Source organism: Streptomyces misionensis, assembly GCF_007896895.1.
GTDB classification, from domain to species: domain Bacteria; phylum Actinomycetota; class Actinomycetes; order Streptomycetales; family Streptomycetaceae; genus Streptomyces; species Streptomyces misionensis_A.
In genome coordinates this window covers 115719-122574 of the sequence record NZ_VOGW01000177.1, presented here as the reverse complement: position 1 = coordinate 122574, position 6856 = coordinate 115719, and the positions used below count along the sequence as shown (strand labels likewise).

Sequence of the window (6856 nt, the reverse complement as noted above, 5' to 3'; positions counted from 1 at the left end):
CCGGCGACGGGGGCGGTGGGGGCCGGGGCGCCCATCGCGACGAGGTCGGCGCGCCGGATCAGCTTGCGGCGGCGCAGCTCGGCGGCGCCGTCCGGTTGCCCCGTCAGGGCGGCCAGTTCGGCGGCGCGGGCCCGCCCCGCGCCGCGCCGGGTCAGCCGGGGCGGCCGTACGTCGAGGACGGTGACCCCGCAGGGGACCCGGCCGCCGCCGGGCTCGCGCAGCACCGCGCGGTCGCCGATGCGCAGGGGCAGGCCCCGGCCGAGGGTGAGCCGGGCGGTGTCCTCCCCGAGGGGGCGCAGGGTCACCGGGACGGCGGCGGTCCCGATGTGCAAGGTGGCCTGGCGGGGCAGTTCGGCCACCGGCTCGCCGCCCACCCGGACGTCGATCACCTCGGTGGCGAGCCAGCGGTCCGGGGTGAGCAGCACCTGTCCCCGGCGCAGTTCCGCGTCCCCCTGGCCGTGCACGTTGACGGCGACGCGGGCGACCCCGCCGACGGACTCGCGGTCCTCGTGCAGGCTCTGGAGTCCGCGCACCCGCAGCACGGCCGAGCCGTCCCCGGCCACCAGCCGGTCACCGACGCGCAGGGTGCCCGCGCCGAGCGTGCCGGTCACCACGGTGCCGTGGCCGCGCACGGTGAACGCCCGGTCCAGCCACAGCCGTACGTCGGCTTCCGGGTCAGGGTCGGGCAACTCCGCAGTCATCCGGACCAGTTCGGCGCGCAGTTCGTCAAGTCCCGCACCGGTGACGGAACTCACCGCGACCGACGCCACCTTGCCGAGGGAGGTCTCCGCCAGGCGGGCCACGGCGTCCGCGCGCACCGGTTCGGGGTCGGCGAGGTCGCTGCGGGTCACCGCGAGGACCGCGTGGTGGACGCCGAGCGCGTGGAGGACGGCCAGGTGCTCCTGCGACTGGGGCTGCCAGCCCTGGTCGGCGGCGACCACGAACAGCACGGCGGGCACGGGTCCGGCCCCGGCGAGCATGGTCGGCACGAAGCGCTCGTGCCCGGGCACGTCCACGAAGGCGAGGTGGTCGCCGTCCGGGCCGAGCCGCGTCCACACGAAACCGAGGTCGAGGGTGAGGCCCCGGCGGCGCTCCTCCTCGTAGCGGTCGGGTTCCATCCCGGTCAGGGCCCGTACCAGGGCGGACTTGCCGTGGTCGACATGGCCGGCGGTGGCGAGGACGCGCATCACGCCCGCCCCCCTTCGGTCCGCGCCCGGCGCACGGCCTGGGCGAGCCGCTCGTCGTCCGCGGGCGGCACCGCCCGCAGGTCCAGCAGACAGCGGCCGGCCTCCAGGCGCCCGACGACCGGGACGCGCCCGGTGCGCAGCGCGGCGGCGTACGGCTCGGGCAGGGAGAGCGCCGCGCTGGGCAGCTCGACACCGGGCGCCCCTCCCCCGCCGACGGTGGCGGTGCTGTCCACGGCCCGTACGTCGATGCCGTGGGCGGCGAGTTCCGCGGCGAGCCGGTCGGCACGCGCCCGCAGCCCGGCGGGGTCGGCGGCGAGCGCGCGGGCGGTCGGGGTGGGCGGCCCGCTCAGGGTGGCCTCCAGCGCGGCCAGGGTCAGCTTGTCCACGCGCAGGGCGCGGGCCAGCGGATGCCGGGCGAGGGCGCGCACGAGGTCCCGGTCGCCGAGCAGCAGTCCGCACTGGGGGCCGCCGAGCAGTTTGTCGCCGCTCGCGGTGACGAGGGCGGCGCCGGCGCGCAGCTGGGTGGCGGCGTCGGGTTCCTCGGGCAGCGCCGGGTGCGGGGCGAGCAGTCCGGAGCCGATGTCCACGACCACCGGGACGCCGAGGCCGGCGAGTTCGCCGACCTCGGCCGAGCGGGTGAAGCCGGTGATCCGGAAGTTGGAGGGGTGCACCTTCAGCACGAACCCGGTGTCGGGGCCGACGGCGTCGGCGTAGTCGGCGGCGGTCGTACGGTTGGTGGTCCCCACCTCGCGGAGCCGGGCGCCGGTGGAGACGAGCAGGTCGGGCAGGCGGAAGCCGTCGCCGATCTCCACCATCTCGCCCCGGCTGACGACGATCTCCTTGCCGGCCGCGAGCGCGGTGGCGGCCAGGACGAGGGCGGCGGCGCCGTTGTTGACGACATGGGCGTCCCCGGCGGCCGGCACCCTCTCCCGCAGCGCGGCCAGGGCGGAGCGGCCCCGGCGGGCCCGTACGCCGGTGGTCAGGTCGAGTTCCACGTCGGTGGGGCCGGCGGCCTCCGCCACCGCCTGCCGGGCGGCGTCCGACAGCGGGGCCCGCCCGAGATTGGTGTGCAGCAGCACTCCGGTGGCGTTGATCACCGGGCGCAGTCCGCTCGCGGTGCCGGGCAGCAGGTCGAGCGCGGTCTCGGGCACCCGGTCCGGCGGCACCCGCCCGTCCCGGGCCCACTGCTGCGCCTCGCGCACGGCTTCCTTCACCACGGCCTGCCCGAGCCGTTCCACGGCGGCGGCCAGCCGGGGGTCGCGCAGCAGGACGTCGGTACGGGGCACCCGGCGGCGGACGTCTCCGGCGTCCGCTCTCCCACCGGAGCGTCCCGGTCCGGGCACCCCTTGGGCGGCCTCGGCCTGCGCGTCCGTCACGGCGGCGCCCCGTCCCCCCGGTCCCCCTGCTGCGGCAGCCGCCCCGGCCTTCGCAGCCGTCCCCCCTGCCGCCTCGCCCTTCGCACCCGTCTCGGCGGCGGCCGGGCCTCCCGGCGCCTCGTTCGCGGCCGTGGCCGGCGCGGCCTCGCGCCCCGCCGCCGTCGCGCCGGCCGCCCCTGTCTTCGCGCACCCCGTGTTCGCCGCACGCGGTGTCACCCGCTGTTCCATGCCGCCCTTTCCCTCCGGTCCGGCCCTCGCCCTCGCCGACGGGCTCCGGCCATCGTCTCCCAGTGCCCCCGGCGGGCCGTTCGACACGCCGGGCGGCGGACGTTGCGGCGGCCGGGGGCGCGGGTACCCGACGCCGCATGAGCGAACGCAATGACCACCGCCACGACCGGCCGGACCAGCGGGACGTGAACCGCCGGCACGAGGACGAGCGCCGGCACGCCGCCGAGGAGTCCGGCAACTCGCCGACGCCGACCCCCACCCCGCGCGATGTCGCGGAACGCAGCGCCAGGGGCCGGAACGCCCCCCGGCGCGACACCCACGACGAGGGCTCCCGGTGACCGTCCCCGCCGCCTCACTGCCGTGACCGGTCGCCGCTCTCCTCGCCGCCCGGCCCGTCGGCGCCGGGTTGCGGCCTGGGCACGGGCACGTCGCCCGCCGTCAGGTGTTCGAGCACCTCCACCAGTTCCTGGCAGGCCAGTTCCACCGAACGCCGGGTGTTGCGCTGCTCGGTGATCAGGGCGGACATCAGCAGCGCGGTGAGCGCCATCGCGCCGTTGAACGCCTGGAGCTTGACCATGACCTCGATCGGCCCCAGCCCGTGGAACGCCCCGCGGGCGTCCGTGGCCGCGAGGCTGGCGAGCACGGACGTCAGGAGTGCGCACAGTACGCTGCCCGCGAGCTGGAAACGCAGGGCCGCCCAGATGATCAGCGGATACACCAGGAACAGCAGGCTGAGCGAGCTGTAGGTGGCCACCGGGACGAACACGCAGGCGATGACGGCGAGCGCGGTCGCCTCCCGCCAGCGGCGCAGGGACGGGGGCCGGCGGGCCCCGCGCAACAACAGCAGCAGCGGGGTGACCAGCAGCACCCCCACCGCGTCGCCCACCCACCAGGCGAGCCATACGGGCCAGAAGGCGTGCGCGGCCAGCTTGCCGGTGAGGACGAGCATGCCGACGCCGACCGTCGCGCTGATCGTCATCGCGCCCAGCGCGCCGAGGAACACCAGGGCGAGGCCGTCCCGGAAGCGGCCGAGGTCCACGCGGAAGCGGGCCAGGTGCAGCAGGATCGCCGCGCACACCGGGGCGGCGGTGTTGCCGAACAGGATGCCGACCAGATCGGGGCCGGGCGGCGCGAGGGTCAGGATGATGCCGAGGGCGCCGAGCGTGATGCCGGGCCAGCAGCCGATGCCGAGGATCAGCAGGGCGGCGACGGCGACGCCGGTCGGCGGGTAGATCGGGGTGACGACGGCGCTCTCCACGGACAGCTCGCGCAGCAGCCCGAGCCGGCCGGCGCCGTAGTAGCAGGCCGCGACGGCCAGCACCTGGACGACATAGCCGCCCGGCCGGCGCAGTTCCGCGATACCCACCACAGCAGCCATCTCACACCGCCCGGCGCGGGACGGCGAGGCGAGAGCGTGCCGCGTCCGGCCCTCCGGCTGAAATCCGGGACGTCGCTACCGTCGCGGTCCGGGTCCGTCGAGGCCCACGACGAGCACGGCGGCGTCGTCCTCGTGCCCGACGCTCTCGGCGCCCTTGATCACTGCGGCGGCCAGCGCCTGGCTCTCCAGGCCGGCGACCGCGGCTATGCCGGCCAGGCGCACCACCTGTTCGAGCCCGTCCTCGACGGACAGCGAGGGTCCCTCCACCACACCGTCGGTGAGCAGCACGCACAGCCCGCCCGAGGTCAGGCGGTGCCGGACCACCGGGTACCGGACGCCCCGCTGGATGCCGAGCGGGGGCCCGCCCTCGTCCTCGACGACGCCGGACTTGCCGTCCGCCGTGGCCCACACGAAGGGGATGTGCCCGGCCCGGGCGCTCTCCAGCACCCCCGTGGCGGGATCGACCCGCACGAAGGTGCAGGTGGCGAAGAGCTCGCTGCCGAGGGAGAGGAGCAGGTCGTTGGTGCGGGCGAGCAGTTCGCCCGGCTCCCCGGTGGCGAACGCGAGGGCACGCAGCCCGGCGCGGACCTGGCCCATGAAGGCGGCGGCCTCGATGTTGTGCCCCTGGACGTCCCCGATGGACAGCCCGACCCGGCCGTCGGGCAGCGGGAAGGCGTCGTACCAGTCGCCGCCCACGTTGAGGCCGTAGCAGGCGGGCGCGTAGCGGACCGCGAGGTGCAGCCCGGGGGCGCTGGGCAGGTCCCGGGGCAGCATCCCGCGCTGGAGGGCGATGGCGAGTTCGACCTGGGTGCGCTGGAGTTCCGCGCGCTCGCGCGCCTGGGCGGTCAGCGAACCGAGCCTGGCCAGCAGCTCGTCGCCGTCATCGGTGGAGCGCTTGCGGGGCATCGGCTCACTTCCGGCGGAAGGCGCCCGCGGCGGACACCTTCCTTGCGTTCTTGAATATCGGGCAAACGCCTAGATTTTACCCAAATCACACGAACGAGGCACGCGCCGGAAGGTCACCCTAACCGCCGTCAGCCCGCGTCCGAGTCGATGCCCGTGATCACCGCGGGGCCCAGCGGTGCGCTGCGCTCGTCCAGGCCGGCGCCGCGCAGCGCGGAGTCCGCGAGCCGGCGGGCCTCTTCCTCGGCGTGCGGGCCGGTGTCGGCCTCGACGGAGAGCCGGAGGGTGAAGGTGTTGTCCTCGTTGACGTTGAGCACGTCCAGGTCCTCGCTGCTGCCCATCCGGGTGCCGTGCGGGTCGGCGGGGCGCAGCGCCCTGGTCAGACGGGTCCGGGTGTCCGCCCCGATCCCGGTGGTGAACGTGCCGGGGACGCTGATCAGGTAGGTCGTCATGACAGTCCTTTCCTCGGGCGTCCCCTCGACTACCCCGTTTCCCGTCCTTCGCACGGCGGTCCCGGCCGCGAGGGGTTTCTCCCGGACTCCTCACCGGCGCCGCCGGCTTCACAGCGGGGAGCGGGCCACCGCCGTCACGTAGGCGCCGAACATCAGGGAGACCAGGGTGAGGGCGCCGTAGACGAGCACCGCCTGGCCGGGGCGCACCCGCCAGGTCCGGGCGAGGGCGCGGGCCAGGGGGACGAGGAGGGGGAAGGCGGGCAGCAGGAAGCGCGGCTTGGAGGAGAAGGAGCCGGAGCCGGCCACCACCAGCAGGACCAGGATGCCGGCGAAGGCCACCAGGACCAGGGGGGCGCCGTCCAGGCACAGCAGCGCGAACAGCAGCACGCCGGCCGCGACGACGAGCAGGGCGACGGTGTAGACGACACCGCCGCCGTGCAGCAGCAGCGCCTTGACGAAGCGGGCCGAGCCGGCGCCGAAGTCGAAGCGGGAGTCCCAGGCGCTCTGCACCGTGAAGTAGCCGCCGAACAGATCGCCGACCCGGGTGCCCACCCAGAGCACATAGCCGAGGAAGCCCAGCGGGGCGAGGACGGCCCCGGCCCACAGGCGCCAGGGGACCCGGCCGCGCCGGTGCCATGCCTCGTACCCGGCGGCGAGCACCACGGCGCCGGCCATCGCGAACCCGCTGGGCCGTGCCAGGCCGGCGAGCGCGGCCAGCGCCCCGGCCCACAGCCAGCGGCCCTTGAGCACGCAGTACAGCGACCAGATGGCCAGCGCGGCGAACAGCGACTCGGTGTAGGCGATGGTGAGTTCGACCGCGTGCGGCATCACGGCCCACAGGCCGACCAGCGCGGTGGCGACGCCCCGGCCGTAGAGCAGGTGGCCGATGACGTAGACGCCGTACGCGGCCACCGCGGCCGCGATCCAGGCGACGAGCAGCGCGGCCTGGCCGGGGGTGAGCGGCAGGACGGTGTCGAGCGCCCGGATCAGCGCCGGATAGAGCGGGAAGAACGCCCAGTCGGTCTGGACGGCGCCGTGCGGGGTGAGCCAGATCTTGTGGCCGTAGCCCTCGGCCGCGATGTGCAGGTACCAGCGCGAGTCCCAGGAGTGGGCGAGCGTTCTGAGCGGCGGCCGTCCGCGCAGGGTGTTGGTCAGGATCACCGCGACGATCCCGGCGAGCCGGACGGCCGCGAACAGGGCGAGGGCCGGCACCGCCCCCTCGGGGGTCCCGCGCCGGGCGAACCGGGGCAGGCCGAAGGGGCCGCTGGGGCGGGACGGGGCGGCCGGCTCGGGCCGCGGAACGGAGGAGGTGCTCACTCTGCTGACCTTGGG

At 75.9% G+C, this 6856-nt stretch carries 7 protein-coding genes; 1 reads left to right on the top strand and 6 read right to left on the bottom strand.

The annotated features are described in order from the left end of the window. Together FRZ03_RS29815 and selA are read right to left on the bottom strand one after the other, a co-directional pair. Window positions 1-1187, bottom strand: a 1187-nt coding sequence (locus FRZ03_RS29815; RefSeq protein ID WP_146468219.1) for a GTP-binding protein, incomplete at its 3' end; no start/stop codon positions are given. Then, the gene (gene selA, locus FRZ03_RS29810; protein WP_186785695.1) at window positions 1187-2530 is read right to left on the bottom strand and encodes an L-seryl-tRNA(Sec) selenium transferase; all 1344 of its coding nucleotides are present in this window, start codon (window positions 2528-2530) and stop codon (window positions 1187-1189) included. The genes selA and FRZ03_RS29815, both read right to left, overlap by 1 nt. 398 nt (window positions 2531-2928) lie before the next feature. Here selA and FRZ03_RS29805 point away from each other — a divergent pair, with 398 nt between their 5' ends. Beyond that, window positions 2929-3129 (top strand): hypothetical protein, encoded by a 201-nt coding sequence (locus tag FRZ03_RS29805; protein ID WP_146468191.1) that lies wholly within the window; start codon window positions 2929-2931, stop codon window positions 3127-3129. 14 nt (window positions 3130-3143) lie between these two features. Here the strand turns inward: FRZ03_RS29805 and FRZ03_RS29800 are convergent, their stop codons facing one another. The 4 genes from FRZ03_RS29800 to FRZ03_RS29785 all read right to left on the bottom strand — a co-directional run bounded on the left by FRZ03_RS29800 (window position 3144) and on the right by FRZ03_RS29785 (window position 6841). Then, complete coding sequence (locus tag FRZ03_RS29800; protein WP_186785690.1) at window positions 3144-4169, bottom strand: MASE1 domain-containing protein; 1026 nt, start codon at window positions 4167-4169, stop codon at window positions 3144-3146. Window positions 4170-4244: 75 nt separating this feature from the next. Continuing rightward, a complete protein-coding gene (locus FRZ03_RS29795; RefSeq protein ID WP_146468190.1) occupies window positions 4245-5075 on the bottom strand; it encodes a PP2C family protein-serine/threonine phosphatase in 831 nt (276 codons plus the stop codon). A 128-nt stretch (window positions 5076-5203) separates the two neighbouring features. After that, a complete protein-coding gene (locus tag FRZ03_RS29790) occupies window positions 5204-5524 on the bottom strand; it encodes a hypothetical protein (RefSeq protein WP_146468189.1) in 321 nt (106 codons plus the stop codon). A 108-nt stretch (window positions 5525-5632) separates the two neighbouring features. Continuing rightward, window positions 5633-6841, bottom strand: coding sequence for a hypothetical protein (locus tag FRZ03_RS29785; protein WP_261399403.1), 1209 nt, complete (start codon window positions 6839-6841; stop codon window positions 5633-5635). Window positions 6842-6856 lie beyond the last annotated feature (15 nt).

Excerpts from the sequence above, each read along its gene's own strand:
- FRZ03_RS29805 (WP_146468191.1), top strand. The coding sequence starts at position 2,929 with ATGAGCGAACGCAATGACCACCGCCACGACCGGCCGGACCAGCGGGAC.
- FRZ03_RS29800 (WP_186785690.1), bottom strand. The coding sequence starts at position 4,169 with ATGGCTGCTGTGGTGGGTATCGCGGAACTGCGCCGGCCGGGCGGCTAT.
- FRZ03_RS29795 (WP_146468190.1), bottom strand. The coding sequence starts at position 5,075 with ATGCCCCGCAAGCGCTCCACCGATGACGGCGACGAGCTGCTGGCCAGG.
- FRZ03_RS29790 (WP_146468189.1), bottom strand. The coding sequence starts at position 5,524 with ATGACGACCTACCTGATCAGCGTCCCCGGCACGTTCACCACCGGGATC.